This is a genomic window from Nocardia sp. NPDC056541 (genome assembly GCF_042794235.1).
In the GTDB taxonomy this organism is placed as follows: Bacteria; Actinomycetota; Actinomycetes; order Mycobacteriales; family Mycobacteriaceae; genus Nocardia.
Genome location: NZ_JBHTUD010000003.1, coordinates 381,415 through 406,939, shown reverse-complemented (window position 1 = coordinate 406,939; position 25,525 = coordinate 381,415). Strand labels below are relative to the sequence as shown.

Below are 25,525 nucleotides of genomic sequence, written 5' to 3'. Positions count from 1 at the left end.
CGTCTCACTTCGGGTTGCCGGGCTCGGCGGGAACCTGATGCGGCGCGTTCGCTGCTTACACTGCGCGCATGCGTGTCGATCCTCCCCAGGCCCCGCTGAGCGAGCGGGACAGGTTCGGGCTGCGAGTCGAGATCGCGATCGTTCTGCTCGTGACCTTCGGGTTGAGTGGGATCAGTGCCGGTCTGTCCCTGCTCGATTCGGCGTTGTCGCCGGGCGGGGTCGGCGGGCGCACGGTGGCATTGAACGCGTCGCGGTCGAACAACTCGTTCCTCGATCTGCTGTTCCAGCTCGTCGGGGTGACCCGGCTGTTGGCGTGGGCCGCGCTGGGACTGTATCTGTTGTGGCGCAGCGGGATCGGGCCGAAATTGATCGGGCTGGCGCGGATCCGGCGCGGCGATGTCGTGGCGGGTCTGGCGCTGGCCGCGGTGATCGGGGTGCCGGGACTCGCGCTGTATCTGATCGCGCACGCGATGGGGATGAGCGTCACCATCGTGCCGAGTTCGCTGTCGGAGCACTGGTGGCGGCTGCCGGTGCTGGTCCTGTCGGCCTGTGCGAATTCCGTGGCCGAGGAAGTACTGGTAGTGGGTTATCTGATCACCCGGCTGCGCAGACTCGGCTGGTCGGAGAACTCGTCGCTGGCCGCCTCGGCGCTGCTGCGCGGCAGCTATCACCTGTACCAGGGGATCGGCGGCGGCCTCGGCAATATCGTGATGGGCCTGATCTTCGGCCGCTACTGGCAGCGCACCAACCGCCTGTGGCCGCTGATCCTGGCCCACGCGACGATCGACGCTGTCGCCTATCTCGGCTACAACGTGCTGCGCGGACGGGTCGGCTGGCTGCCGTGAGACGCACCGGCCACGTGCCGGTGCACTGATGCGGTCGGCGTGTCGCGGCGAGTTTCACCACATCACCGCGTTTCGCGCTAACAGTGGCCCGCCGACGGGGTATCCCAGTAGTAACCGAGCGCGCAGAACCGACTCGCGCTCTCCACGATCAGTAGAGTTTGACGGTGATGAACGGCGACGATCCCCGCGAGGACCCCCGTAGACGCCGGGTGCCGCCGGCGTCCGGCCGCCCCGCGGTGCCCCCACCAGGTCGTCCTGTGCCGCCACCCGGCCGTGCGATGCCGCCGGATCCGCGCTACGGCCGTCCGCCCGGCAACGATCGCCGCCCGAATCCCGAGGACGGGCCGACGGTGCGTTACAACCCGGCCCCCCGGCGCGGCGCCTCGCACGTCGAACCCACCCAGGTGCTGCACCGCGGCAACTCCGGCGACCAGCCGCTGGCCTACTCGCAGATGCCGTACGAGCGCGAGAAGCCGCGTCAACCACCACCACCGCCGCGTCGTGAGCAGGTCAGACACGCGCCGACCCAGCGGCCGGTCCCCCATCACGACGCGCTGCCGCCCCGCCGCAACCCCCCGCCGGTCGTCGGGGGCAGGCAGCCGCAGCCCCCGCGGCGCAGGCGCAAACGGCATCCGTTCCGGTGGTTCACACTGATTGTCGTGCTGTTGATCGCCGGCCTCATCGCCGCGGTCGTGCACCTGGACAACTCGCTGACCCGCATCACCGCGCTGCCCTCCTACAGCGACCGCGTGAGCAATACCCCGGGCACCAACTGGCTGCTCGTCGGCTCCGACGGCCGCGGTGACCTCTCGACCGAGCAGGAACAGGAACTCGCGACCGGCGGCGACACCGGACCCGAACGCACCGACACGATCATGATGGTGCACATCCCGTCCTCCGGCGCGACCACGATGGTGAGCCTCCCGCGCGACTCCTACGTGAACATCCCCGGCCACGGCAAGGACAAGCTGAACGCGTCATTCGCGCTCGGCGGCGCTCCGCTGCTGGTCCAGACGGTGGAGGAAGCCACGGGAGTGCGCATCGACCACTACGCGCAGATCGGTTTCGGTGGTTTCGCGAGCGTGGTCGACGCGATCGGCGGGATCGAGATGTGCCTGGACGAGCCGATCGTCGACCCGCTGGCCGGGCTCGACCTGGCCGCGGGTTGTCAGAAACTGTCCGGCCCGCAGGCCCTCGGATTCGTGCGCACCCGCGCGACCCCGACCGCCGATGTCGACCGGATGAACCGCCAGCGGATGTTCATGGCGGCGCTGTTGAAGAAGGCAACGGGCATGGGCACCCTCGCCAATCCGTTCGCCTTGTGGCCCATGGCAACCGGGGTCGCGGGGTCGCTCAAGGTCGACGACGGGGACCACATCTGGAACCTGGCGGCACTGGGCTGGGCGATGCGCGGCGACACCGTCACCACCAGCGTCCCGATCGGCGGATTCGACGACACCGACGTGGGCAACGTGTTGCTCTGGGACAAGTCGAAGGCCTCCGGGTTCTTCGAGGCGCTCGCCACCGATCAGCAGATTCCGGAGGAGCTGCTGACGCGGTAACGTCGAGGTATGCCCGAGTACCTGTCGTTCACCGAACTCCTGCGCGACCAGGTCAGTGCCGGTCTGACCGCGGCTCATCAGTATCTGGCCGCCGCCGTCTATTTCGACGCGCAGGATTTACCCGAGCTGGCCGGGCAAACCTACGCGCGTTCGACGGCCAACCACGGGCACGCGATGCGCATGGTGCAGTACCTCCTCGACCGCGACGTGCCGATCAGCATCGGCGGGCTCGGCGAAGTGCGGTCGGAATTCGATTCCCCGCGCGCCGCGATCGCCTTTCTGCTCGACCGTGAACGGGTCACCACCGCGCAGATCAGCGCGCTCACAGCGGCCGCGCGTGACACCAATGATTTCCTCGGCGAACAATTCATGCAGTGGTTCCTGGGGGAGCAAGTCGACGATGTCGCCGGAATGACCACGCTGCTCACTGTGCTCGACCGGCAGGACAACCTGTTCGACGTCGAGGAATTCATTCGCCGTGAACTGCGCGGCGCGGTGCGCGTCGACACCACGGCGCCCCGAATGGCAGGCGCGAGTAAGGCATAGCCGCGCCGGCGCGCCGGCCGTGCGCAGCCCAGGAATGGCTGCACATCGGCGCTTATTAGGAAATACTTGGTTAGGGAATACTGTCCTCAATAAGGCTGCACTTGGATGACAACCCCCTATGACCAGCATTAATGTTGCCGCCATGTCGATTCATCCGGAAACCCCGCGAAGCAAGTTCCACACTCTGCTCCAAGACCAGATCCGGCATGAGTTCAATGCCGAGCACCAGTACATCGCGATCGCGGTGTGGTTCGACAACAACGACCTCCCGCAGCTGGCGAAGCGTTTCTACGCACAGTCGGTGGAAGAACGCAATCACGCGATGATGATCGTGCAGTATTTCGTCGACCGCGACATCGCCGTGGAGATCTCGGGCATCGACGCGGCGAAGTCGAAGTTCGAGTCCGCGCGTGAGCCGATCGAACTGGCGCTGGCCCAGGAGAAGACGGTCACCGACCAGATCGTGCAGCTGGCGAGCACCGCCCGTGAAGAGGGCGATTACCTCGGCGAGCAGTTCATGCAGTGGTTCCTGAAGGAACAGGTCGAGGAAGTGGCGCACATGACCACGCTGCTCAATATCGCCGATCGCGCCGGGTCGAACCTGTTCGATCTGGAGGCGTTCATGTGGCGTGAGCTGAGCACCCCGAAGGACGCGTCCGGCGCACCGTCGGTGGCCGGCGGCAGCGTCTAGCTCGAACGCGACAAGGATTCGGCTCGCGGGCAGCGAGCCGAATCCTTCGCGAGCGCTTTACCAGCCGGAGCCGGAGCCGCCCGAGCCGGTGTTGGCCAGCACGGTGCCGATCAAGATCTGGGCGAGACCGGCGATAGATCCGAGAAATTCCACGATGCCTCTTACTTTCCTTGTCACCGATTGTCCGGTTCAGTCGTGAACCTAGCCGACCAAATCTGTGAAAGAGGCATGTTTCATTAAGTTCAGCGCAGGGTGACCTGACGCGACCGCAAACCATCGCGCGAACGACGCTCTTCGCTGGTCATCGGCGCGTCGGAGGCCAGCGCCTCGGCCAGGCGAGCACCGAATTCACGTGCCGGGGCCTCCCATTCGGCCGGGTGCCGCTCGGGATCGAGGTCGAACACCGGCACCAGCAGACCGTGTGTGCGGAACGAACCGGCGAAACGCGAACCCTCACCCAGGTGCAGACCACCGGTGGCGTGCACGCGAGCCAGCGCCAGCATCAGCGCGTCCTCGTCTTCGGGACGCACCCAGCGCACATGCGCCTTCTCGCCCGCGTCGACCCACCAGGCCGCGCCGACGGAATCCGGGCCGAGATCCAGCCGCGCCGACGGCATGATGGCCTGCTTGGCCTGCTCGATCGTCGCCGCCACCTGCGGATCCGGAGTGACGCCCTCGGGCACCCACCAGTCGAAGTCCTGGTGCACGGTGAGCTCGAGATCGGCGCCGGGATCGATGACATCGGCCAGGCGCGGACCACCGTCGGCAGCCTCGGCGGAGTTCAGCGACTCACCGGGCTCGGCCGACTGGGTCCACAGGATCGCCGCCGCGATGTCGGCCGACGGGTCCTCGCCACGGAACTGCATCTGCGTGCCGACGAAGCCGACCGGCTCGTCGCCTGCCCGCACGAGCGCGGCCACCGCGCCGGGCAGCACCGTCGCCAGGGTGACCTCACGCTGCGCGGCCACTCCCGGCGCGAGCTTCAAGGTCGCGGTCGCCGACGGCACGAACTCCCGCAGCGCCACCAGATCACATTCGGCGGCAAGACCCTCGAACGGCCGTGTCACGGCCGCGGATGCCTGCTCCTGCGCCGCACGCCGCTGCGCGAGACGCTGAGCCCGATTACTGTCGGGCTTCGGACTGTTCCGCTTGCTTTTACCCACGCGTGGAGTTTATGGCCGGGCGGCAAGTTCGCTTACCGCGCCCCCTGCCCAGGGCGCGTCCGGTCAGACTCCGGCGAGTAGCGCCTTGGTACGACCGGGGTGATTGGTCGCGACCCAGCTGACGCCCAGGTCGGCGCACAACGTCACGTCCTCGGGATCGTCGACGGTCCAGCAGTAGGTGGCCCGCCCCGCCGCGGCGGCCTTGTCGACGAGTTCGGGATGCTCACGCAGCGTTTTCACCGACGGCCCCACCGCGGTAGCGCCGACCGTGGTGGCCGCGCCGCCGCCGAGAAACCGCGACGATTCGCCGAGCAGCACCGTCGGCAGCAGCGGGGCGGCGCGGCGGATCCGCCAGACCGCGGTCGCCGCGAACGACATCACCACCGCGCGGGAATGATCGGCCGAGGCGGGGGTGGCGATGCCGAAGCGCTGCAGTTCGGCGAGCACCTTGTTCTCCACCAGGGCGCCGTAGCGCACCGGGTGTTTGGTCTCGATGAACAGTTTCGTCGGGCGGGTGCGCCAGTCGAGGACGAGTCCGATCAGATCGCTGAGCGCGAGCACGCCCTGCGGCGCGTCGTCGGTGCCGAAGTTCATGTCGCGCAGCTCGTCCAGCGTCAGTTCGCTGACCAGGCCGGTGGCATCGGCGGTGCGGTCGACGGTGCGGTCGTGCACGCAGACCAGGTGGCCGTCGCGGGTGAGCCGGACGTCGCATTCCACACCGTCGGCCCCCTCCTGCAGGGCTAGCTCGTACGCGGCGAGAGTGTGCTCGGGTCGTGCCGCCGACGCGCCACGATGCGCCACCACGAAGGGTGGGCGATTGTTCTGGCTCACTTGGCCACGACCTCCTCCTGCGTATTCTCGCCTGCCCGGACAACATCCGCGCGTTCGGCCTCATCGTGCCCGGCGTCGTCGCGCGCCGCGACAGCGCCCGGCTCGACGGGCGCGATGACGACCTGCGCGGGGTCGGCCGCCATCACCCAGCGATGCGCGGACCTGATGTCGCCGCGCAGGTCGCGACCTTCCAGCGTGCGCACCATCCACAGCGTGAGCATCGCGAACCCGGCAGCACACAGGTTGGTGAAACCGGTGAACGAGACACCGTCGGCCTCGGCCTGCAGGGTCGACGCATCGCGCCACAGCGTCGCCGCGATCAACAGCAGCCCGCTGAACACCCAAGCGGCCCACCAGATCCGCACGGCCCGCCACGAACGCGGATCGGGGTCGGCACCGAGGAGTTCGGTGAGGAACACGCCCGGCCAGATCAGATTGACGCCCGGCACAAGGCATCCCGCGATCAGCGACCAGCGCTTGCGTGGGTCGCGCTTGCCGTAGGCGGTGAACACGATCGTGCGCGCCTCGATCAGCCAGGCGACCAGCGCCACCGCGGTCACCAGCGCGTAGATCGGCGCGATGACGCCGAACACCAGCACCGTCGCGTCGGAGATCGACAGCAGCCAGCCGGGGATGAGCCGGGCGCGGTTCTGCAACAGGATCAGGTAGCGGCCGTACTCGGCCAGCCCGGCGAGCAGGAAGACGATCGTGGTGCCGAGCAGCAGCCGGTCGCGGTGGGCCGCGATGCCGCGCAGCGGATGTTCGGGCGTGGGGGTCGCGGACGGCGGCGGGTCGAGCAGCCCCCAGCGCGGGGTCTGGGCGTAGCGCGGAGTCGGCCCGAGCGGGGCGGTGGTGGTGGCGCCCGCCTTACGGGTGCGGTGGTCGGGTCGGCGCGCGACCCAGCGGTAGTTGCGCTGGGTGGCGGGCGCGTCGACCTTGCCGGGCGAGAGCAGCACTCCTCGGCAGCGCGGGCACCAGTGCATCGGCGCGCCCTGCACGGCCCACCGCGCACCACAGCGTGCACATGGTTGCACCACCGAACTCACCCGCGCACCCCGCTTCCGGACTAGTAGATCTTGGCTTCGTGGTCGCCGTCGGCGACCACCGGGCGGCCGGTCTGCTGCCAGGCCACCATGCCCCCCGCGACGTTGACCGCTTCGTACCCGATGTGGGCGAGATACCGGACGACCTCGATGGACCGGCCGCCCTGCCGGCACACGACGTAGAGCTCGGCGTCGATATCGAGCTCGTCGAGGCGGGCGGGCACGTCGACCATCGGGATGTGGATCGCGCCCGGCGCGTGCCCGAGGTTCCATTCGTCGGGTTCGCGCACGTCGAGCAGCTGCGCACCCGGCGCGGGGTCCGCGTCGTCGAACGCGGCGGGTACCGCACCCACCGGCACGGTGGGGACATCGGAGCTCGTCACGCCTCGATCCTGCCATGCCGCGCGCGTTGCCGGGCGAGCCTGGGCGACGACGAGGTGCTGCGCGGGCCTCAGCTACCGGTCAGCACACGGCCAACGGGAACCGGCTGCCGACAACGCCGACAGCCGGGTGGAACCAGCCGGGAACGACCGATCCGGGACTCCCCTCCATGTCATCCCGGAGCGGTCGTTCGCCGCTGACGTCGGGATTCGTGGAGTGTGTTCTGTCCCGACATCTACTTGGACGCAAGCGGGACCGATTCGGTTCCATAAAAACGAGAACACTAGAGAAAATCTTAAATCCTGGGATCTGGGCGGCCAGATCGGTAGCCTGGGCGCATGAACGTGAGCAGGGGGCTACTCGACAGTTTCGACATCAACGGCTTGAATACCGCTTTGTCCGAATCCACGTGTCTAGGGGTAGAAGTGGATGCCGCGGCGGGCCGGCTGCAACTCGCTCTGGAGGTGCTGACGCTACCCACGGATGGACCCGCGCCGATCGACACGAAAGTTCTGCTCACCTTCACCGGAGTCACCCGCGTCGCGGCCTCCCTGCGCATCCAGCGCTGGGACGATGTCGACGCCCGTGTGCTTCCCCTGAGCCTCGACCAGCTCGACGAGGCCATCGAGAGCTTCGGCGGCGGCGGGTTGCACGGCTGGGAGTTCATCGACCTCGACGACAGCGGCTGGACGCTGTGGAGCGAGTTGCTCAGCTTCGACACGGTGCTCGATCAGCGCATCGCCGCGCACGTCATCGAGTTCTCCCAGGAAGAAGGCATCGACCCGCGCGAACTCGACGTCCGCGTGTGGTTCGACAAGATCGTCGTCACGAACACCGCCGGCCTGGAGATTCCGATGAACGAGTTCATCGAGGGTGGTCGTCGGTGGTGGGACGCGCATGCCACCGGGGACGCCCGGACCACCAAAGCCGACATCGCACCGCCGCTGTAGTATTCGCGGCCCGCGACCGCAGGCCACGCCCGCGAAGTTTCCATCTCGGTGATCGCAAGGGAATGCGGAACCGCGTGTGCGGGGTTGCAGCGAGCGGGTGTACGAATGATGGTTGGTGTTGTCGTCCGAACTGGGCGCACACAGCCCGACACACGGAAAGGGACATCGTGGCCGTCTACACGCTGCCGGAACTGGATTACGACTTCGGCGCACTGGAGCCTCACATCTCCGGTGAGATCAACGAGATCCACTACACCAAGCACCACGCCGCCTACGTCGCAGGCGCGAACAAGGCACTCGAGCAGCTCGAGGAAGCCCGTGAGTCCGGCGACCTGGCTGCCATCCTGCTGCTGGAGAAGAACCTGGCCTTCCACCTCGGTGGCCACTACAACCACTCCGTCTGGTGGAAGAACCTCTCCCCCAACGGCGGCGACCAGCCGGACGGCGACCTGGCCGCGGCCATCGCCGACCAGTTCGGTTCATTCGACAAGTTCCGCGCGCAGTTCACCGCTGCCGCCAACGGGCTGCAGGGCTCCGGCTGGGCCGTCCTGGGTTACGACACCCTGGGCCAGAAGCTGCTGACCTTCCAGCTGTACGACCAGCAGGCCAACGTGCCCACCGGCATCATCCCGCTGCTGCAGGTGGACATGTGGGAGCACGCGTTCTACCTGCAGTACAAGAACGTCAAGGCCGATTACGTGACCGCGTTCTGGAACGTCGTCAACTGGGCCGACGTGCAGGACCGCTTCGCCCGGGCCGTCGGCCAGGGCAAGGGCCTCATCTTCGGCTGATCCGCCTCTCCGCGTATTTTGCCGGTCGTAGGTAGCTCCACGGGTTCTTGACCGGACTCGCGGTCGTGTGCCCCAGGCTTCTGGGCGTGCCCGACGAGTTACCCATGTTCTTGCGAAATCAGGCGTTGCGCGAAAGACCTCCCGGTCATCGACTGGGAGGTCTTTTGCGTGGATTGCCCGTTCTGGCACTCACTGGTACTTGTGTGCCAGACGGGTTTGGGGTTATTCCTGTCATACGGGCACAGTCGCCCCCGTTAGTCGGGAGGCCATCATGAATACACAGGGTCCGATCGGGATCACGCCGTTTCAGGCGCGGGGACGATTGAGCGGGTTCGTGGTGTCGGGGCGGTGGCCGGATACCACCAAGGAATGGGCACAGGTGCTGGTGCTGGCCGTGCGGGTGGCGTCGATGCCGGGGTTGCTGGTGACCAGCACAGTGTTCGGGGTGCGCGAGGAGCTACCCGACGACCCGGAACCGGGCACGGTGGGCCTGGTGATGGCCGAGGGGCCGGTACTCGGCGACGAAGCGATCGAACCCGGCCGGTTCGCCGCGCACACCCCGCCGGCGCTGCTGATGCTGCACCCACCGTCGGAGACCCGTCCGTCGCTGCCCGAATGCGCGGGCGCGGCCTCGGGCTGCGTGCTGCTGCCCGGCGTGCCACACCTCGGTTTGGAGCATCGCGCGGCATGGGCCGAGGCCGAACTCGACGGCACGATCACCTCGCTGGTGAGCCGGGTCGGGATGGATCTGATCAGCGATCCCGATACTGCCGTGCTCGCAATGCTGCTGGCGGCCTGACTCTTTCGCCCGCGACGGGCGGGCGAATGTTCGGCAACGGGTCTGCGTGCCACTGAAATCAGGGAAACCGAACTATCACCGCCGCACACCCAAACTTATTGTGCCCATTGAGATTTGGATTACCAGGACTTGGCATACCGGGAGCAACCGGACTAGAGTGGTGAACAGCGAAGGGGAGTAGCCCGCAATCGCCCAGTCGACATACTGATCGCCGCCGAACTCGGCGCGGTCCGGCTGCGTGAACCGGTGACCACCGGTGGGCGAGACCTTCGGCCACGAACCGATCCGTCGACCGGTGTGGCTGAAGGCGCACCCGTCTTTCAGCCACAGGCCGGAGTATTTTCCTGGGAGCTGACTTCATGATCGCCACGATCCTGCTGAGCTTCGGCGTGCTCTTCCTCGCCGAACTCGGCGACAAATCCCAACTCATGGCGCTGACCTTCTCGCTGCGTTACCGCTGGTGGGTGGTGCTGGCAGGCATCAGCGTCGCCAGCGTCGCCGTGAACCTCATCGCCGCGGGCGTCGGCCACTTCCTCGGCACCGCCCTGCCCGCGAACGCGATTGCCGTCATCACCGCGCTCACCCTGCTGGTAGTCGGCCTCTGGACCCTGCACGACGCGCTGAGTAGCGACAGCGACTCCGACGAGGCCCCGGAGCCGCCGAGCGCCCGCAACGCCTTCCTGGTGGTCATCTCCGCCTTCACCCTCGCCGAACTCGGCGACCGCACCATGTTCGCCGCCGCCGCCCTCGCCTCCAACAACAACTGGCTGGCCGTCTGGATCGGCTCGGTCGCCGGCATGGTCGCCGCGGGCGGACTGGCCATCCTGGTCGGCAAGTTCGCGGGCAAGCACCTGCCCGAGCGCGGCATCGCCATCGCCTCGGGCCTGCTGTTCCTGTTCTTCGCGGGCAAAACCGTGCTCGACGCGTTCGCGCCCCAGCTGGGCGGTTGGGGTTCGGCCGTGCTCGCCCTGATCGCACCCGCGCTGCTCGGCCTCGGTGTCGCCGTCTGGCGCACGCGTGCGAAGCCCGCCGTGCACGGCGATGAGCTGGCCGAGACCGCACGCTGAGTTCACGCCGGTTCGCAGCGGCGCGGCACCGACACGGTGTCGCGCCGCTGCTGTGCACCCCCCTCGATACGCGCGAATCTGTTGCGGGGCCGCGGCATTCGGCGGTTGAATTATCCGATGACAGCGGCCGCAGGCGATGCGGGCTCAGCGGCAACCGGTGAACCGGCGACAGCTTTCGACCACCTACGGCTGACGCCGTCGGCCACCTACTTCGGCAGCGACGACCCGGACAGCCTGGCCGCGTCACCCACCGAATGGGGCCTGTGGGCGACGATCGAAGGTCGGCAGGTGCTCGTTTGTGGCTGCGCCGACGGGACCTTGCGGTTTCAGTCCGGGGCTACCGATATCCCGGCGGGCAGACTGTCGTCCGGATCCACCGCGACCGCCATCAGCCGAAGCGAGTCACGGACAGCGCCCGACGGGCGGTCGATATACCTGCGGACCGACGGCAGCGGGCCGGCACTGTGGGGCACGCAAACCGAGGTGGACGGCGCGTGGTTGCTCGCGGTCGGGATGGGCAACGGCGAGGTACGCGTCTGGTCGGCACCCGAGTGGCGCGACTTCGCGGCGCCGCCGGTACGGCGGACCTCCGCGGATATCGCGGATTCGTTCTTCGACCCGCTCTGGGTGTTCAGTGACCAACCGGGTGGACCGGCGCGATGGGGCGCGTGGACCACGATCGCCGGGCGACCGACCCTGGCCTGCGGATACGGCAACGGCGCGGTGGTGGTGCGTCAGGTGCCGGTCAAGCGGCCCCCTTCCGGTGCGGACGATCCGACCGCGCCATACATCGAACGACTGCTGCGCGGTCATCTCGCCGAGGTGCGGTGGGGGGCGTGGAACGCGGGCACCGATCTGCTCGCCACCGGGGACGACGACGGCGTCGTCATCGTCTGGCGAATTCAGCCGAACGCCCCCGAACCATGGGAAGCGGTGGGGCGGGTCGAGGTCGGCAGCGCTGCCACCTGCGGTGCCTGGATCGCCGAGACCGAAGACGGCAGGCTGCTGATGGTCGGCACCGGCCGAGGAGAGGTCGAGGTGTACCTGTCCGTCGGGTACGACCAGCTCCAGCGCACGTCGCTTTTCGACAACCACCCGGCGCGGCAACCGGGTGCGGCGAGCTCGCAGGGCGGTCACCTGGGCCCGGCCCGCTGGTTGGCCACGTTCGATGACAGGTTCCCCGCCGACGGCTCGAGCTCGCCGGAGGAACCTCGCTATTGGCTCGCGTGCGGCTTCGACGACGGCTTGACCGTCATTACCCGCATCAGCCACTTCACCGTCGGCGCCCGCTCGGAGACGTCGCCGATGAACCCCGCGAGGTTCGCGGATTCCCACATGGCGGTCCCGGCTTCCTCGGCCGGGCCGAGCACCTGGGGATCGTGGGCGAGAATCAATGGTCTTCCCGTGCTGGCGACGGGCTATGCCGGCGGTGTCGTGCAGCTGCAACTCTTCGATCGACGACTCGTGGTCGATCTGACAACGACCCGTCCCCAGGGCAATTGGGGTATCTGGCAGCTGATCGACGGCAAACCCACCCTCACCACCGGCGACGCCGCCACCGGCACCGTCACCGTCCGGCGACTCGAGGCCGAGCTCGAACACCCGCGCCTGCCGGCCTATCGCACCGACAACACCACCACCGTCGACCAACTCGACCGCACCACCGAGGCCACAGCGCTGGCCGAGCTGCTCACCTCCGCCTCGACCAGCCTGCCGTTGGCTGTCGGCCTCTTCGGTGAGTGGGGTGAGGGCAAGAGTCATTTCCTCGGACTCCTGCACGACCGGGTGCGCGACGCCATGAAGCAGCAGTGGGCGTGTCACCATGTGCGGCAGGTGCGGTTCAATGCCTGGCACTACGCCGAGACCGATCTGTGGTCGAGCCTGGTCACCGAGATGTTCGGGCAGCTGTCTCGCACCGAAGGCATCGATCCCGCGACAGCGCAGCGTCAGATGTCGCGGCTGGAGACCGCCCTCGTCGCCGCGCATCACATCGATGAGCGGATCGCCGCCGAGTCCGAGCGGATCGCCGAGCTGGAAGCCGAGCCGTCCGCCACGCCGCGATGGCAGATGGAACTGCTGGCGTTGCGTGCCGCCTTCTCGAACGCGCTGTGGGAGCGGGCGATACAGCAGCGCGACGCCCTCGACCAGCGGGCGGGCGCCGCCACCGACGAGAAGTGGTGGCAGAACGCCCGCGAAACCGCGGCATTGTGCGGTAAGGGCAACCGCGTCCGCTGGGCACTGACCTTGATCTTGGTGATCGCCGGCGTCGTCGGCCTGTTCTTCCTCTCCGACCTGGCCCGTGGCGCGAGCACCGCGGCGGTGGTGCTAGCCATCGCCTTCCTGCAACGGTTGCACCACATGAGCAAGCGCTACACCGACTCGGTCGCCGAGCTCATGCGCAACGTCGAGGTCGAACGCGCACGCATCGCGAGTAAGCGCGCGACCGCGCTGGCGGTCAGCCGAGCCAACCTCGACGCCTTGCGACGCGAGAAGCACAACCTCACCGCCGCAGGCCAATTGGCAGGTCTGGTCACCGACCGTGCGGCCGAGGGCGGCTATCGGAGCAGCCTCGGTGTGATGACGCGCATCCGGGAGGACTTCGACAAGATGTCGCGGCTGTTGCTCGCAAACGACACCGAATCACCGCGGAACGCACGGGATTCGGTCGGCGACGAGTTTCCGTCGATCGACCGCATCGTCCTCTACATCGACGACCTCGATCGCTGTCCGCCGCAGCGGGTGGTGCAACTGCTCGAGGCCATCCACCTCCTGCTCGCGGTCGAACTGTTCGTCGTTGTCGTCGCCGTCGACCCGCGCTGGATGCTGCGCTCGATCGCCACGCACTACCGCGAAATGCTCATGGGTGGACCGGAATCCGACGGTTTGGTCGTCGACCCCGACGATGACGGTCACTGGTCGTCGACGCCCCCGCAGTACCTGGAGAAGATCTTTCAGGTGGTGTTCACCTTGCCGCCGCTCGCAACGGGCGGCTATCTCTCGATGATGAACACCCTCGTCGGCCGCCGGGCCGAGGCGCCGAGCACGGTTGTTCCGGTCGAACAGTCCACCGCGACAACGACTCCCCCGCCACCGTCGCCGACTCGTCGCCAGGAATCTCTGCCCGCACCGCAACGCACCACCACCGTTCCCGACCTCGGCCGCCTCGAACTCACCGAGACCATCGCGCCGATGACGATGGGCGACAACGAGATCACGTTGCTCGGGCTCCTCGGTCCCCCACTGATCAACACTCCGCGCTCGGTCAAACGGCTGGCCAACAGCTACGGCTTGTTCTCCGCGATCGAACGGCTCCGATCCGACGAGGGCTCCGACGAAGCTCGTCTGCCCGCGCTCGTCCTGCTCGGCGCCCTCGTCGCGTTCCCGCAGTTGGGCCCGGTGCTGCTCACGCATCTGCACACTGCGGCGCCGACCTCGACCTGGACGGAATTCGTCGAAGGGCTCTGCCCGCGATCGTCGACCGAACACTGGGCCAATGCCGCCGACGCCAGGCTCACGGCAACCGAGGCGCAGGCGTGGCGGCTGCTGTCCGATTCGCTGCGCGATATCACCGCACGCGCCGGGCAGGCCGGGATCGTGTTGCCCGAGAGCATCACGGCGTGGCAGCGGTGGGTGCAGCAGGTCGGCAGGCTGTCGTTCCCGGCGGGCCGGGTGATTTCCGGGCTCAGCCGCCACCGAACCTAAGCGAACGCGCTGCCGTAGAGCGTTCCGGAACGGCGGGCCAATGCGATCAGCTGATCCTTGATGCCGCGCAGACTTTCCGGGTCGTCGGCGGCGATCCGGCCGGTGACCATGGCGCCGATCGCGGCGGCCAGGGTCGCGCAGGCGAACCGCTGGTCCTCGGATTCGGCGCCGAGCATGGTGGAGACCACCTCGACGAATCGATGTTGCAAGTCCATCCGTGCCTCGATGGCCGACGGGCCGACCGCGTAGACCTCCACCAGGAACAGCCGGGCCGAGGCCGGGTCGTCGATCATGTGGTCGAAGTAGGCGGTGAGGATGCGGTCCATTCTGGTGAGCGCGTCGGTGTCGGCGCAGTCGGCGATCACCGTCCGGAGCTTCTCGGCCAGCGCGCTCGACACCCGGTCGAAGGCCGCGTTGAAGCAGTCCTCCTTCGACCGGAACAGCTCGTAGAACGTTTCCCGGGAAACCCCGGCGCGCTTGAGCACGGCCGCCACCGGCGTGCCGACATAGCCGCCCACGGTCATCGCCTCCCCCATCGCGACGAGAATGCGCTCACGCTGAGAGGCGATCACTTCTTCGCGCGACAGGTGGTGGCGTCCACGCGGAAGTTGTTGCCGCAGGGTCGAATCGCTCATGATTGCCGTTCCATTCTGCGGGGCCGGGCCGGCTGTTCGGTGGTGAAGGGGACATCCTCGGTGCGGGCGATGTCGATGGCGCGGGCCAGGCGATCGCCCTGCACGCGCTGCACGACCAGTTGGGCCAGCAGCCGGAACGGGCGGACCAACGCTACCCACCAGGGCGAGACCACGGTCTTGCGTCGTCGGGCGATGGCGCGTTCCAGGGCTTCGACGGCGGGACCGACGGGTGAGCTCCCGGTGAGGCTGGTCTCCCCCAGCACGGTGTGCGCGGCGGCCGTGCCGAATCCACGCGCCGTCATGTCGGTATCGATCCCGGCGAAATAGCTGACCCCCACCTTGGCCCCGGTCGACCGGAGTTCCGCGCGCAGCGTGGCGCCGAGCGAGGCAACCGCCGCCGCCGAGGCGCTGTAGGCCCCGCCCAGCGGCAACTGCACGGCGGTGGAGATAGACGACATCATCAGCACATACCCGCCCGGATGCGAAAGATGCGCACCCGCCGCCGACACCGTGTAGGCGACCCCGAGCACGTTCACCGCGAGGGTTTCCTCCAGCACCGACGGATCCCCGCCGATCATCGCCATCTGCTTGGCGACTCCCGCGTTGGCCACCAGCACATCGAGGCCGCCGAGTTCGGCGACCAGTACCTCGACCACCCGCTCGACCTGCCCCCGATCGGCCACATCGCAATACCGCCACGGCACGTCGCCGCATTCCGCGGCCACTTCGGCCAGCAGTTCCGGCTCCAGCCCGAGCAAGGCGACGTGGGCCCCGCGCGCGGCCAGTCTGCGGGCGAGCGCGGCACCGATCCCACGAGCGGCCCCGGTGATCAGGACCCTGCGTCCGGCTACCGACGGACCGGCGAACGATCTCATGACGGCACGCTACCACCGGTAAACACCGGTGTTCACGACGATTTCCCCAGCGCTGTGGCTGCGTGTTCCAGACCACACCCGGTTCACGCTAGGGTGCCACTATTGGCAAGCGGCACAATAAGCCGCCATTCAATACAGGAGGATTTGTCGTGGAGATTTCGGGTTCCGCTGCCATCGTTACGGGAGGCGCGTCCGGTCTCGGTGCCGCCACCGCCAAGCGCCTCGCCGACGCGGGCGCCACTGTGTTCGGGCTGGATGTACCCGCGTCCATCGAGCGCGCGGGCGACAACGTGCCCGTGGGCGTCACCTTGATCGCGGCCGACGTGACCAGCGGTGACGAGGTCGCCGCGGCGATCGCCCAGATCACCGAGGGCCCGGCGCCGCTGCGCATCGTGGTGAACTGTGCCGGTGTCGGCTGGGCGGGTCGCATCCTGTCCAAGAACGGCCCGCACGACCTGGAGCTGTTCCGCACCGTCATCACCGTGAACCTGCTCGGCACGTTCAACGTGATGCGCCTGGCCGCCGACGCCATCGCCAAGACCGAGCCGGTCGACGAGTACGGCCAGCGCGGCGTGGTGATCAACACCGCCTCGGTCGCTGCCTTCGAGGGCCAGGTCGGTCAGATCGCCTACTCCGCGTCCAAGGGCGGCGTCCACGGCATGACCGTCCCCGCCGCGCGCGACCTCGCCCAGTTCGGCATCCGCGTCAACACCATCGCCCCCGGCATCATCGACACCCCGATGCTCGCCGGCGTCACCCCCGAGTACCGCGCGGGCCTCGAAGCAGGCGTCCCGTTCCCGTCGCGTCTCGGCCGTCCGGACGAGTACGCCCAGCTGGTGGAGTACATCGCGTCCCACGACTACCTCAACGGCGAGACCATCCGCATGGACGGCGCGCTGCGCATGGCCCCGCGCTAGTCACGCGGCACACCCACACGGCGCTCTGCCCACCCGGGCAGGGCGCCGTCGGCGTCTCAGGGTGCGGTACCGATGCCGAAGAGGGCGGTGGTGCGCAGCGGGGTGTTCGGGCGGTAGGTGACGGTGAGGTGGGCGATGGCCGCTTCGCTGCGGCGCTGCCATTCCTCCTCGCCCACTTCGTCTCTCACGACAGCCAGCGGCGCGCTGCTGCGGGTCAGGGATTCCCACAGGGTGGTGGCGTCCGGGTAGCAGAGCTCGGCGGTGTGCTGCTGGATCCGCACGTCGAGCAGGCCCGCCGCGCGCATCTCCGCGCCGAACACTCGGGGATTCTGGAGGCTGCGCGAATTCGGTTGCGGGAGTGTGGCTGTCGGGTCCGCCGCAGTCAGGGCGCCGAACAACGCTCGCATGAGGGAGGATTCGGCCGCGGGCGCCCAGGCGGCGACCACCGCGGTGGCGCCGGGGCGCAGGACGCGGCACAGCTCGGCGAAGCCCTCGGGCCGGTCGGGGAAGAACATCAGCCCGAACAGGGAGAAGCCCGCGTCGAATCGGTTGTCTTCGTAGGGCAGGGCCTGTCCGTCGCCGACCTGCGCGGTGACCGTGGGGTGGTCGGCGGCCGCCGCGACCAGCTGGTCGATCATCGACGGCGAGAGATCGATGGCCTGCACTCGGGCACCGAGCTCGGCGGCGGCGATGCTCAGCAACCCGGTACCCGCCGCGATGTCGACGATCTCCGATTCCGAGCTGAGAGTGACGTATTCGAGTGCGTGCGCGGCGAAGGGCGCGAGCACGGTCGCACCGGTCTCGGCATATCCCTCGGCGACGAGGTCCCACGGACGAACATCGGAGGACAACTGTTCTGACATAACAACATTCATACCGGGCGGGAGAAGGTGATCAGGGCGCGGCCGGGGCCGTTGTAGTCCGGGATGGGGCCTGCGACCGCGAAACCGAGGCTGCGGTGGAAGTCGATCGAGGTGTAATTGGCGGGCGAGGTTATCGCGGTGACGACGGTGCGGTTGTCGGAGCGGGCGATGGTGAAGAACGCTTCGTAGAGGGTTCTGCCCAGGCCGGCTTTGCGAGCATCCGGGCGGACGGCGACGAAATGGATGTAGGCCGTGTAGGGGTCGGAGGGTGAGCCGAAACCCACCAGGAAACCGGAGATTCCGTTGTCGTCGGAGGCGATCAGGCTGGTGCGATGGAAGTGGTCGAGGAACATGCGGGGGAGGTTGTGGACGGCCGCTCTTCCCCACCAGTTGTCGACCACGCCGATGATGCTGTCGTAGTCGCCGGGTCTTGCGCGACGAATCTCGTGCCCCACCATCACTCCATGGTGACCCCGATGTGACCAGTCAGCACCAGAATTGCCGGTGAACAAAACTGCCCGCCACCGAAACGGCAGCGGGCAGTTCAGTATTTCCAGATCAGACGGTGCGGGTCAGGCGTTCGGTCAGCAGCTGGGCGAAGCGGGCGGGGTCTTTGAGTTCGCCGCCCTCGGCGAGAACCGCTGTGCCGTAGAGGAGCTCGGCGGTTTCGGCGAGCTCGGGGACCTTGCCTTCGTCCGCGTCGGACTTGCGGGCGTCGTAGGCGTCGCGCAGGCCCGTCACCAGGGGGTGGGCCGGGTTGAGCTCGAGGATGCGCTTGGACTCCGGCAGGGCCTGGCCCGAGGCCCGGTACATGCGCTCGAGCATGGGGGTGAAGTCGTAGACGTCACCGACCAGGCAGGCGGGCGAGGTGGTGAGACGGTTGGTGAGGCGGACTTCCTTGGCGACGTCGGTGAGCGTGCCGCCGAGCCAGGTGAGCAGGTCGCCGAAGTCCTTGTCCTGCTGTTCGCGCAGGGCTTCGGTTTCCTTCTTCTCGTCCTCGGTTTCCAGGTCGACCTCGCCCTTGGCGATGGACTGGAAGGTCTTGCCCTGGAATTCCGGCACCGAACCGACCCACATCTCGTCGACCGGATCGGTGAGGATCAGTACCTCGCGACCCTTGGCCGTGAAGGCTTCCAGATGCGGCGAATTCTCCACCTGCGCACGGCTTTCGCCGGTCATGTAGTAGATCGAGTCCTGCCCGTCCTTCATCCGCTCCACGTACTGCGCGAGCGTGGTGAGCTCGGACTCCGAGGCCGTGGAGGCGAAAGACGAGACGGTGAGCAGGGTTTCGCGGTTGTCGGTGTCGGAGAGCAAGCCCTCCTTGAGGACTCGGCCGAACTGCGCCCAGAACGTCTGGTACTTGGTCTGGTCCTCGGCCCCCTGCATGTCCTTGACCGTGGACAGCACCTTCTTCACCAGGCGCTTGCGGATCATCTGGATCTGGCGGTCCTGCTGCAGGATCTCGCGGGAGACGTTGAGCGAGAGGTCCTGGGCGTCGACGACGCCCTTGACGAAACGCAGGTACTCCGGCATCAGTTCTTCGCAGTTGTCCATGATGAACACGCGACGCACGTAGAGCTGCACACCGCGCTTGTGCTCACGGGTGAACAGGTCGAACGGCGCGATCGACGGAACGAACAGCAGCGCTTGGTATTCGAAGGTGCCTTCGGCCTTCATCGGGATGATCTCGAGCGGCTCGTCCCAGGCGTGGCTGACGTGGTGGTAGAACTCCTTGTACTCCTCGTCGCTCACCTCGCTGCGCGGTCGCGTCCACAACGCCTTCTGCGAGTTGAGGATCTGGTCCTCGACGACGGTCTTCTCGACCTTGTCCTCGCCTTCCCCCTCGGTCACCGTGCGCTCGACCTGCATGCGGATCGGCCAGGCGATGAAGTCGGAGTACTTGCGGACGATCTCGCGCAGCTTCCATTCCTGCGTGTAATCGAAGAGGTGATCGTCTTCGTCGGCGGGCTTGAGCTCGAGGGTCACCGAGGTGCCCTGCGGTGCGTCGGCGACGGTGTCGATGGAGTAGGTGGAGCTGCCCGCGGCGGCTTCCCAGCGGGTGCCTTCGGTCTCGCCCGCCTTGCGGGTGGTGAGGACGACCTTGTCGGCGACCATGAACGTGGAGTAGAAGCCGATGCCGAACTGGCCGATCAGCTCCTCGGCGGCGGCGTCGGACTTGGCCTCGGTGAGCTTGCGGCGCAGGTCGGCGGTGCCGGATTTGGCGAGGGTGCCGATCAGGTCGATCACTTCGGCGCGGGACATGCCGATGCCGTTGTCGCGGACGGTCAGGACTCGCTTGTCCTGGTCGACCTCCAGCTCGATGTGCAGGTCGGAGGTGTCTGCGCCCAGGTCTTTGTCCTGGTAAGCGGCAAGTTTGAGCTTGTCCAGCGCATCGGAAGCGTTCGAGATCAGCTCCCGCAGGAAGGTGTCTTTGTTGGAGTAGACCGAGTGGATCATCAGCTCGAGGAGCTGGTGGGTTTCGGCCTGGAACTCGAGGGTTTCGACGTGCTGCTCAGTCACGCCCCCGATGTTATTACCGTCCGAAATCGGCCAGTGAGGGAACCTCGGCTACGGCCCGCTTCGACATCCAATCGCGCAGCACCTGGGTGGCGCGGACATCGTCTTCGTTGTAGACGAACAGGCGGGTGCGCTGCGACATGTCGATGTCGTCGTCGTAACCGACGGCCCGGCGGTACCAGCCCATCGACGCCTCGCCGCCCGCTTCCGGATCACGCCAGCCGAACCCGGCGACCGGCGCGATCTTCTTGAGCCCCTTGCCGTTCGGGCAGATGAACTGCTCCGTGACGGCCTGGAACATGTCGACCCATTCCTTGGAGTCGACGAACGCGCGCACTTCCTCGTGGGTAGGCACGCCGGGGCGGCCGGCGAACCGGCGGGCCGATTCGTAGAGCCACTTGTCCTCGGCGGTTCGCGAATAGCAGTAGGCCGCGAAGGTTTTGCCCTGGGCGTGGGCTTCGGCGCGCCGCTCCATCAGCCAGGTCCAGAACTCGCCGAACGAGCGGCCCTCGTCCTCGGTGGGCAGCGGATCCCAGGTGACGAACGGGCGGTAGACGTCGTCGAGCAGGGTGCCCCACAGGTAGGCGCCGTCTTCCTGGTAACTCTCCAGGTCGACGTCGATCTCCACATCGGCGCGACGCACGCTGACCTGCTCGAACCGGCGCACGAGCGGGGCGCCGTCGATCCAGGCGCGTGCGGTGACGACGGTTTCGGCGAACGGTCCGTGCTGCCAGTCGTCGGGATCGTCGCCTTCCCACGCGGCCAGTTCGTCGACCGTTTCGATCCCGTGCAGGCGCAGCACGTCGGCCCGAGAACCCGGCGCCACCAGGCTCACATCCCGCATCTGCGCCAGCGTGGCCTCACAACTCGGCTCGGCTGTGCCTGACTGCTGCGCTCCCGAGGGCCCTGCGTGGTCACGCTCCGCTACCGCCTCCGGGCCCGCCGGTCGCTGCGCGTCGGGCCCGCGCACCCACCACGGGCACTGCCTGCACTCGGGCACCTTCGACGGCTGGGTCGGCAGTTCGCCGCGCACCACCGCGATACGGTCGGCGTAGCGCTGGTCGTAATCGGCCAGCACATTCGTCAGATCGTGCACCAGGATGCGGTCGCTGACCAGGCCGATCGCGCCACCGATCAGGGCGGGGCTGGCCATTCCGTAGCGCTGCAACATGCGGTACAGGTGGGCCAGGCGCTGCTGGTCGCGCGGCTGCGGGCGCAGTTTCACGTGCTTGTCGCGGCGGGGCTGCCAGCGGAACAGGTCCGAGGTCAGTGGGTGGAAATCGGCCGGGTCGGGCCTGCGCGGGTCGGTGACCTTGTGGTTCACCACGATGATCGGGATATAGCCGCCACGATCGTCGTCGCGCAGCAGGATCTCGACACCGCCGCGTCGCCCGGTATCGGCTTCCTGGGGCAGCAGCCCGCCCCAGATGCGCGGGGCGCCCGCCTCGATGGCGGCCATCGTCGCCGCGGCCTTGGCGGCGCCACGCAGGTCCGGGTCGATCACCACCCAGTCGGCGGGGGCGGCCGCGACCAGTTCGTCGCGGACCTTGGTGCGATGGGCGGTGGCGGCGTCGCGCCGCTGCTGCACGCCCGGATCCTCGCGCACCTCGGCGAGCACGCCCGGATTCTCGGCATCGAGGCGCAGACGATGCCTGCATCCGATCAGTGAACGCGCGTCCAGGAAGGCGATGCGGAAATCCGCAGCGGAAGCGGGGACCGGGCTACGCACCGGCCCGCCGTCGAAGTCGTCCTCGGCTGCACGCACGCAAGCAGTATGGGCCTTACCCCCGACACAATGCCCAATCGCTACCCTCATCCCACTACGCTACGAAGAACGGCAGGCCGCTTGAAGGCGGTCCTGCCTCATGACTTGGCGAGCATGACGGAGGGCCTGATCCCATGGGGTTGTTCAGCAAGCGGAAGCGGCGGCCGAGCCGACGCGCTGAGGCGAAAGCACTCAAGCACAAAGCCGCGGTGGAGGCGAAGCTGAGCGCCAAGAACGAGCGCAAGGCGGCCAAGGCGGGCGAGCGCGTCACCCGGCGCGCGGCCAAGGCTCAGGCACGCACGGCCGACAAGGTGGCCAAGGCGCAGATCGCGACCCTGCAGGCCGAGGAGAAGGCCGCGCAGAAGGCGGCCGCGAAGGCCGATCGCGAACTGTTCAGCGCGAGCCAGATCCGCAAGTACATCGGCGTGGCCCGGGTCCTGATCCCGGTACTCGCCCCGCTGGCCTACCGCGGCGCGACGATGGTGCGCGGGCAGCTCGACGCGCGCAAGGCCCAGCAGCTCGGTATCGGCATGGACCAGCTGAGCGAGTTCAGCGGGCACGGAGCGCGCCTGCAGGCCCGCATCACCAACACCGAAGAAGCCCTCGACAAGATCGCCGCCGACAAGGCGGGCGATGCCGACACCACGAAGTTCGTCGAAGCGGCCCGCTCGCGCATGGCCGATCTGAACGTGGCCGTGCGCACGGCCGAGCAGATGCCTGCCGCGCGTCGCAAGGCCGTGCACGCGTCGATCTCGGCCGAGCTGTCCGTGCTGGAGAACGACGTGCTCGCCCGCCTCGGCGTCCGCTGATCCTGCCGTGACAACGCCGCAGCTCACCTCCCGCTTGCGCGGTGGTGGCTGCGGCGTACTCGTGGGCGGGCTGGCGGTGGCCGCCCACGGGATCGGCGGCGGCGGGGTACCGCGGTCGTCGGAAATCGCACTGCTGCTGCTGGTTTCGCTGACCGCCGGGATGTTCGCCCATGGCACCGGGCCACGCGGGCCCTCCGCCCGATTCGCGAATGCCGCGACGATGCGCACGGCCGCCGCGTTGATCGGTGGTCAGTGGGCCGGGCACTTCGCGCTGTCGGCGACACTCGACCATCACGGACTACTGCATCTGCCGAGCCTGCCGATGATCGCCGCACACCTGGTGGCAGCATGTGCCTGTGCCGCACTGATTCTCGTCGCCGAGCGGCTGTACCTCGTTGCGTCGAGCGTGATTCGGGCTGTACTCGGCAGTCCCTTCGCTGTTGTCCACCCGACCGTTCGCTGGTTCGGCCCGCTCGCCGTCGCGCGCGGGACTCGTCCGAGGGGTGCGCGATGTCCGCGCGCACCGCCGGTGTTCGCCTGAATCGCGACCACCTCAGAATTCTTCGGACGACAAGGCATTCCATGCACAACTTCATCACCCGCGGCACCGGCACCGTCGCTCTCGCGGCGGGCCTGGTCCTCGCTGCCTGCGGTTCGGCGGCCGCGCACGTCACCGTCGACGCTCCGGGCGCCGCCCAGGGCAAGTACACCGTCGCCACCTTCAAGGTGCCGACCGAATCCGATACCGCGTCCACCACCGCGCTGCGCGTCACCGTGCCGAACCTGAAAAGTGTTCGGACCGAGCCGATGCCGGGCTGGACGTCGAAGGTCGAGCGCAACGACAAGGGCGAGACGGTAGCGGTCGCGTGGTCCGCCGATCCGGGTAATCCCGGTGTCGGACCCGGTCAGTTCCAGCGGTTCGTGCTCTCGCTCGGCCCGCTGCCGACCCAGGACACCGTGAACTTCCCGACCCAGCAGACCTACAGCGACGGCAAGGTCGTGGCCTGGAACCAGCTGAGCACCGGCGGCGCCGAGCCCGAGCACCCCGCGCCGGTTATCACGCTGACCGCGAAGGGCGGCGCCGAGGGCGGCGATCACCAGGTCGCCTCCGGCGAATCGACCCAGTCGGAGACCGACAACGTCGCCCGCTGGATGGGTGGCATCGGCCTGGCCCTCGGCCTGTTCGCCGCCGCGCTCGGCCTCGGCCTGGTCGTGCGCTCCCGGCGGTCGTCGTGATGCGCAAGATGCTCGTCGGCCTGCTCGCGGTGCTGTTCGCCTGCGCCTTCGCGGCGGCAGGCACGGCGAGTGCGCATTCCGGCGCGGTGAGCAGCGTTCCCGAGAACGGTTCGACCGTCGAGGCCGGACCGGCGCGCGCCAGCGTCACCTTCAATGAGGAACTGCAGCAGAACTTTCCGTCGCTGACCGTGGTCGGCCCGGATGGCAGGCTGTGGTCGAAGGGCAAGGCGCTGGTCGAAGGACGCAGTGTGAGTGTGGAACTGGGTGAGCTGGGGCCGGTCGGCGAGTACACGATCGCGTTCCGGGTCACCTCGGCCGACGGTCATCCCGTGAGCGGCACGCGGACTTTCACGCTGAGCAAGGCGGGCACCGGCACGCCGGGCGCGCGTCCGGGTGCGGACACGGCCGACGACGGCGGCGACGGCGGGGTGCCCGTGTGGGTGTTCATCGCCGGCGGCGTGGTGCTGTTCGGCGCCGGCCTCGCGGTGGCGTTGCTCGGCGGCCGGTCCGGCCGCAAGAAGTAGTCGACGATGACGACCGGTCGCCGGGTGCCCGGTGCCGCGCTGCGGCAGTGGCGTGTCCTGGTGCCGGTCGTGGTCGCCGCGCTGCTCGGGGTGGTGCTGGCCTGGATATTGCGCAGCTCCGGCGGGTTCGCGTGGGTGGCGTTCGCGCGCGTGCTCGCCGATGGCGTGGGCGCGGTGGTGCTCGGCCTGGCCGCGCTGCCCCGGCTCAACGACCGGCTGACGGTCACCTGGCGACCGCTGGCCGCGCTGGCCGGTGTCTGGTTCGCCGCCGAGTTCACCGTGCTGGTGTGTGAGGCCGCCGAGATCGTCGGCGTCGCCGTGACCCAGCTCGACGCGGGCGATTTCATCACCTTCCTCGGCAGGCTCAGCGGCGGCCAGATCGGGATCGCGATCCTGTTCTGCACCGGCGCGATCGCCTGCTACTCGGCGCTGGCCTTCCGCAGACCCGACACCGCGTCGGCGGATCTGGTGCTCGTGTTCGCGGCGGTCGCGCTGTCGCTGCGGCCGATCACCGGGCACATGTCCCAGCAGATGTTCGGCTCGGTACTCGCCGCGGTCCACGCACTCGCCGCCGCCTTGTGGCTCGGCCTGCTGCTCGCGATGGTCCTGGTGCTGCGCACCCGGGGCGAATGGGCCGCGACGCTGCCGCACTACTCGAGGCTCGCCGCGCCCCTGGTCGTTGTCGTCGCGCTCACCGGCCTGATCAACGGCCTGGTCCGCCTCGGCGGCATCACCTCGCTGCTGACCAGCGGCTACGGACGGATTCTGCTCGCGAAGCTCATCATCCTGGGTGTGCTCGTCGCGCTGGGCTGGTGGTGGCGTCGATCCTGGGTCCCCAAGGCCGGCGACCACCGCGTGACCGCCGAGGTCTCCCTGCGCAACGCGGCGGCCGAGGTACTGGTGATGGCGGTGGCATTCGGCCTGGCAGCGACGCTGGCCGTGACCGGGTAGTCACCTCGATCACGTTCGGTGTCGAGTGCCGTTCGGCCTCGATTCCACCGATTAGAGTGGCC

The 25,525-nt window shown here is 68.1% G+C and carries 25 protein-coding genes; 15 read left to right on the top strand and 10 right to left on the bottom strand.

Annotated features, from left to right (window positions below; translation table 11 throughout):
• Positions 1 to 68: 68 nt before the first annotated feature.
• The 4 genes from ACFQ9R_RS07370 (at position 69) to ACFQ9R_RS07355 (ending at position 3,644) form a co-directional block, all read left to right on the top strand.
• Positions 69 to 845 carry a type II CAAX prenyl endopeptidase Rce1 family protein gene (locus ACFQ9R_RS07370; protein WP_378989438.1) on the top strand — a complete coding sequence of 259 codons (777 nt, stop codon included), beginning with the start codon at positions 69 to 71 and terminating at the stop codon, positions 843 to 845.
• 167 nt (positions 846 to 1,012) lie between these two features.
• Positions 1,013 to 2,407: an LCP family protein gene (locus ACFQ9R_RS07365; protein ID WP_378989551.1), complete on the top strand. Its 1,395-nt coding sequence runs from the start codon at positions 1,013 to 1,015 to the stop codon at positions 2,405 to 2,407.
• A 9-nt stretch (positions 2,408 to 2,416) separates the two neighbouring features.
• Positions 2,417 to 2,953 carry a ferritin gene (locus ACFQ9R_RS07360; protein WP_378989437.1) on the top strand — a complete coding sequence of 179 codons (537 nt, stop codon included), beginning with the start codon at positions 2,417 to 2,419 and terminating at the stop codon, positions 2,951 to 2,953.
• A 142-nt stretch (positions 2,954 to 3,095) separates the two neighbouring features.
• A complete protein-coding gene (locus ACFQ9R_RS07355; RefSeq protein ID WP_378989436.1) occupies positions 3,096 to 3,644 on the top strand; it encodes a ferritin in 549 nt (182 codons plus the stop codon).
• A gap of 242 nt (positions 3,645 to 3,886) precedes the next feature.
• Here ACFQ9R_RS07355 and ACFQ9R_RS07350 read toward each other — a convergent pair whose 3' ends face one another.
• From ACFQ9R_RS07350 to ACFQ9R_RS07335, 4 genes are all read right to left on the bottom strand, one after another.
• Complete coding sequence (locus tag ACFQ9R_RS07350; protein WP_378637844.1) at positions 3,887 to 4,807, bottom strand: DUF5926 family protein; 921 nt, start codon at positions 4,805 to 4,807, stop codon at positions 3,887 to 3,889.
• 63 nt (positions 4,808 to 4,870) lie between these two features.
• Positions 4,871 to 5,638 carry a glycerophosphodiester phosphodiesterase gene (locus ACFQ9R_RS07345; protein ID WP_378989435.1) on the bottom strand — a complete coding sequence of 256 codons (768 nt, stop codon included), beginning with the start codon at positions 5,636 to 5,638 and terminating at the stop codon, positions 4,871 to 4,873.
• A complete protein-coding gene (locus ACFQ9R_RS07340; RefSeq protein ID WP_378989434.1) occupies positions 5,635 to 6,675 on the bottom strand; it encodes a DUF4328 domain-containing protein in 1,041 nt (346 codons plus the stop codon). Before ACFQ9R_RS07340 ends, ACFQ9R_RS07345 begins: the two co-directional genes overlap by 4 nt.
• Positions 6,676 to 6,704: 29 nt before the next feature.
• Positions 6,705 to 7,064, bottom strand: a complete 360-nt coding sequence (locus tag ACFQ9R_RS07335) for a rhodanese-like domain-containing protein (protein WP_378989433.1) — start codon at positions 7,062 to 7,064, stop codon at positions 6,705 to 6,707.
• A 336-nt stretch (positions 7,065 to 7,400) separates the two neighbouring features.
• Between ACFQ9R_RS07335 and ACFQ9R_RS07330 the strand changes: the two genes are divergently transcribed.
• The 5 genes from ACFQ9R_RS07330 (at position 7,401) to ACFQ9R_RS07310 (ending at position 14,371) form a co-directional block, all read left to right on the top strand.
• Positions 7,401 to 8,012, top strand: a complete 612-nt coding sequence (locus ACFQ9R_RS07330) for a hypothetical protein (protein ID WP_378989432.1) — start codon at positions 7,401 to 7,403, stop codon at positions 8,010 to 8,012.
• Positions 8,013 to 8,179: 167 nt separating this feature from the next.
• Entirely contained in the window at positions 8,180 to 8,803 is a 624-nt protein-coding gene (locus tag ACFQ9R_RS07325; RefSeq protein ID WP_194825332.1) for a superoxide dismutase, read from the top strand.
• Positions 8,804 to 9,074: 271 nt separating this feature from the next.
• Entirely contained in the window at positions 9,075 to 9,602 is a 528-nt protein-coding gene (locus ACFQ9R_RS07320; protein ID WP_378989431.1) for a peptidase, read from the top strand.
• Between the two features lie 359 nt (positions 9,603 to 9,961).
• Positions 9,962 to 10,669 carry a TMEM165/GDT1 family protein gene (locus ACFQ9R_RS07315; protein WP_378989430.1) on the top strand — a complete coding sequence of 236 codons (708 nt, stop codon included), beginning with the start codon at positions 9,962 to 9,964 and terminating at the stop codon, positions 10,667 to 10,669.
• 117 nt (positions 10,670 to 10,786) lie between these two features.
• Positions 10,787 to 14,371, top strand: a complete 3,585-nt coding sequence (locus ACFQ9R_RS07310; protein ID WP_378989429.1) for a P-loop NTPase fold protein — start codon at positions 10,787 to 10,789, stop codon at positions 14,369 to 14,371.
• On the opposite strand, the gene ACFQ9R_RS07305 is transcribed toward ACFQ9R_RS07310, so the two are convergent.
• A complete protein-coding gene (locus ACFQ9R_RS07305) occupies positions 14,368 to 15,006 on the bottom strand; it encodes a TetR/AcrR family transcriptional regulator (protein ID WP_378989428.1) in 639 nt (212 codons plus the stop codon). The genes ACFQ9R_RS07310 and ACFQ9R_RS07305 overlap by 4 nt on opposite strands.
• Positions 15,003 to 15,881, bottom strand: a complete 879-nt coding sequence (locus tag ACFQ9R_RS07300) for an SDR family NAD(P)-dependent oxidoreductase (protein ID WP_378637828.1) — start codon at positions 15,879 to 15,881, stop codon at positions 15,003 to 15,005. Before ACFQ9R_RS07300 ends, ACFQ9R_RS07305 begins: the two co-directional genes overlap by 4 nt.
• A gap of 149 nt (positions 15,882 to 16,030) precedes the next feature.
• Here ACFQ9R_RS07300 and ACFQ9R_RS07295 point away from each other — a divergent pair, with 149 nt between their 5' ends.
• Positions 16,031 to 16,798, top strand: coding sequence for an SDR family NAD(P)-dependent oxidoreductase (locus tag ACFQ9R_RS07295; RefSeq protein WP_378989427.1), 768 nt, complete (start codon positions 16,031 to 16,033; stop codon positions 16,796 to 16,798).
• A 56-nt stretch (positions 16,799 to 16,854) separates the two neighbouring features.
• Here ACFQ9R_RS07295 and ACFQ9R_RS07290 read toward each other — a convergent pair whose 3' ends face one another.
• From ACFQ9R_RS07290 to ACFQ9R_RS07275, 4 genes are all read right to left on the bottom strand, one after another.
• On the bottom strand, positions 16,855 to 17,661 hold the full coding sequence (locus tag ACFQ9R_RS07290) for a class I SAM-dependent methyltransferase (RefSeq protein ID WP_378989426.1): 807 nt from the start codon (positions 17,659 to 17,661) through the stop codon (positions 16,855 to 16,857).
• An 8-nt stretch (positions 17,662 to 17,669) separates the two neighbouring features.
• Positions 17,670 to 18,119 (bottom strand): GNAT family N-acetyltransferase, encoded by a 450-nt coding sequence (locus ACFQ9R_RS07285; RefSeq protein ID WP_378989425.1) that lies wholly within the window; start codon positions 18,117 to 18,119, stop codon positions 17,670 to 17,672.
• A 100-nt stretch (positions 18,120 to 18,219) separates the two neighbouring features.
• Positions 18,220 to 20,181, bottom strand: coding sequence for a molecular chaperone HtpG (htpG, locus tag ACFQ9R_RS07280; protein WP_378989424.1), 1,962 nt, complete (start codon positions 20,179 to 20,181; stop codon positions 18,220 to 18,222).
• Positions 20,182 to 20,194: 13 nt separating this feature from the next.
• Entirely contained in the window at positions 20,195 to 21,943 is a 1,749-nt protein-coding gene (locus ACFQ9R_RS07275; protein WP_378989423.1) for a TM0106 family RecB-like putative nuclease, read from the bottom strand.
• Positions 21,944 to 22,077: 134 nt separating this feature from the next.
• On the opposite strand from ACFQ9R_RS07275, the gene ACFQ9R_RS07270 reads away from it, so the two are divergent.
• Genes ACFQ9R_RS07270 through ACFQ9R_RS07250 form a run of 5 tightly spaced genes read left to right on the top strand, consistent with a single transcriptional unit; the run spans position 22,078 to position 25,463 of the window.
• Positions 22,078 to 22,752 (top strand): DUF6474 family protein, encoded by a 675-nt coding sequence (locus ACFQ9R_RS07270; protein WP_378653445.1) that lies wholly within the window; start codon positions 22,078 to 22,080, stop codon positions 22,750 to 22,752.
• Between the two features lie 7 nt (positions 22,753 to 22,759).
• Positions 22,760 to 23,293 carry a hypothetical protein gene (locus ACFQ9R_RS07265; RefSeq protein WP_378989422.1) on the top strand — a complete coding sequence of 178 codons (534 nt, stop codon included), beginning with the start codon at positions 22,760 to 22,762 and terminating at the stop codon, positions 23,291 to 23,293.
• A gap of 41 nt (positions 23,294 to 23,334) precedes the next feature.
• Positions 23,335 to 23,988 carry a YcnI family protein gene (locus ACFQ9R_RS07260; RefSeq protein WP_378989421.1) on the top strand — a complete coding sequence of 218 codons (654 nt, stop codon included), beginning with the start codon at positions 23,335 to 23,337 and terminating at the stop codon, positions 23,986 to 23,988.
• Positions 23,988 to 24,512, top strand: a complete 525-nt coding sequence (locus ACFQ9R_RS07255; RefSeq protein WP_378989420.1) for a copper resistance protein CopC — start codon at positions 23,988 to 23,990, stop codon at positions 24,510 to 24,512. The genes ACFQ9R_RS07260 and ACFQ9R_RS07255 overlap by 1 nt, the downstream gene beginning before the upstream one ends.
• A 6-nt stretch (positions 24,513 to 24,518) precedes the next feature.
• Complete coding sequence (locus tag ACFQ9R_RS07250; protein ID WP_378989419.1) at positions 24,519 to 25,463, top strand: CopD family protein; 945 nt, start codon at positions 24,519 to 24,521, stop codon at positions 25,461 to 25,463.
• Positions 25,464 to 25,525: the final 62 nt, after the last annotated feature.

Coding starts and splice junctions, on each gene's coding strand:
- ACFQ9R_RS07370 (WP_378989438.1), top strand. CDS start 69: ATGCGTGTCGATCCTCCCCAGGCCCCGCTGAGCGAGCGGGACAGGTTC.
- ACFQ9R_RS07365 (WP_378989551.1), top strand. CDS start 1,013: ATGAACGGCGACGATCCCCGCGAGGACCCCCGTAGACGCCGGGTGCCG.
- ACFQ9R_RS07360 (WP_378989437.1), top strand. CDS start 2,417: ATGCCCGAGTACCTGTCGTTCACCGAACTCCTGCGCGACCAGGTCAGT.
- ACFQ9R_RS07355 (WP_378989436.1), top strand. CDS start 3,096: ATGTCGATTCATCCGGAAACCCCGCGAAGCAAGTTCCACACTCTGCTC.
- ACFQ9R_RS07330 (WP_378989432.1), top strand. CDS start 7,401: ATGAACGTGAGCAGGGGGCTACTCGACAGTTTCGACATCAACGGCTTG.
- ACFQ9R_RS07320 (WP_378989431.1), top strand. CDS start 9,075: ATGAATACACAGGGTCCGATCGGGATCACGCCGTTTCAGGCGCGGGGA.
- ACFQ9R_RS07315 (WP_378989430.1), top strand. CDS start 9,962: ATGATCGCCACGATCCTGCTGAGCTTCGGCGTGCTCTTCCTCGCCGAA.
- ACFQ9R_RS07310 (WP_378989429.1), top strand. CDS start 10,787: ATGACAGCGGCCGCAGGCGATGCGGGCTCAGCGGCAACCGGTGAACCG.
- ACFQ9R_RS07305 (WP_378989428.1), bottom strand. CDS start 15,006: ATGAGCGATTCGACCCTGCGGCAACAACTTCCGCGTGGACGCCACCAC.
- ACFQ9R_RS07300 (WP_378637828.1), bottom strand. CDS start 15,881: ATGAGATCGTTCGCCGGTCCGTCGGTAGCCGGACGCAGGGTCCTGATC.
- ACFQ9R_RS07290 (WP_378989426.1), bottom strand. CDS start 17,661: ATGTCAGAACAGTTGTCCTCCGATGTTCGTCCGTGGGACCTCGTCGCC.
- ACFQ9R_RS07285 (WP_378989425.1), bottom strand. CDS start 18,119: ATGGTGGGGCACGAGATTCGTCGCGCAAGACCCGGCGACTACGACAGC.
- ACFQ9R_RS07270 (WP_378653445.1), top strand. CDS start 22,078: ATGGGGTTGTTCAGCAAGCGGAAGCGGCGGCCGAGCCGACGCGCTGAG.
- ACFQ9R_RS07260 (WP_378989421.1), top strand. CDS start 23,335: ATGCACAACTTCATCACCCGCGGCACCGGCACCGTCGCTCTCGCGGCG.
- ACFQ9R_RS07255 (WP_378989420.1), top strand. CDS start 23,988: ATGCGCAAGATGCTCGTCGGCCTGCTCGCGGTGCTGTTCGCCTGCGCC.
- ACFQ9R_RS07250 (WP_378989419.1), top strand. CDS start 24,519: ATGACGACCGGTCGCCGGGTGCCCGGTGCCGCGCTGCGGCAGTGGCGT.